The organism is Rothia sp. HSID18069, from assembly GCF_003989155.1.
In the GTDB taxonomy this organism is placed as follows: Bacteria; Actinomycetota; Actinomycetes; order Actinomycetales; family Micrococcaceae; genus Rothia; species Rothia aeria.
In genome coordinates this window covers 1-920 of the sequence record NZ_RBMG01000024.1, presented here as the reverse complement: position 1 = coordinate 920, position 920 = coordinate 1, and the positions used below count along the sequence as shown (strand labels likewise).

The following is a 920-nucleotide window of genomic DNA, read 5'->3' as shown; positions in this document are numbered from 1 at the left end:
ACCAAGACTGCAAAATCGTGCACACAACAATCCCACGGGAACCATAATGCGAATAAAGATTCGGCAGCTCAGCCCACCGGCACACATTCGCTGCCTCGTCCAGCATCACCACCATCGGGGTACTCAGCCGGCCACCTGCATCAATAGCCATCTCTTCCGCCGCTTCCACCGTGGCCACCGTCAACGCTGTCACCAACGGCCCCGCCGTGCCAGCGCCTTCTTTCGAGAGGGAATACAGCGTATTCTTTCCCCGCACAAAATCCTCGGGCACCAGCTGCTCCCGTCGATCTATCCCATCCCCAGCGGGGGTAATCCATTCCAACACCGCCTGCGACGTTAAACAGTTCGCCATCTGCCGCGCCACACCATACACGCCACCACGCTGACGATCCGGAGCTGAAATCACCCCTTCCACAGCCTGAGCCATCTGCACAAACCCCGCCTGGCGCAAAATACTCGCTGGCTCATCTTCCGTTTCCCGCGTTAACCACTGGTAAACCTGTGTAATCGGATCCTGATTAACTGCTGCCGCCAGCAGAAGCGCCGCTAAAAGATCCTGCGCGGCCTCATCAAAGAACGCGTCCGTTTTCGCTTTTTCATCACGAGAGCCCGCCGCGAAATGCTGCGCAAGCTTCCGCGCTTTGACATCATCACTCACATAAGACAGCGGATTCCACCACCACGACGCAGGTTCACCGGCCACCTGCTGCGGGTCAAACACCCACACCTGCCCCACGTCCTGACGTACCCGGCGGGTCGCGTCCACAATATCCCGCTTATTCGACGTCACCAGCACCGCACCCGGGGCCGCGATAATCCCCGGAATAGCACGCGAAGTCGTTTTACCAGTCCGTGGCCCCCAAATATCAACACACACGTTTTCCCACGAAGAGAACAGCATCTCCCCAGCAAGGGTCTTA

General features: G+C 58.3%; 1 protein-coding gene. It reads right to left on the bottom strand.

Annotated features, from left to right (window positions below):
* The coding region (locus tag D8M41_RS11420) for a type IV secretory system conjugative DNA transfer family protein (protein ID WP_148110213.1) at positions 1-920 on the bottom strand (920 nt) is incomplete at both ends.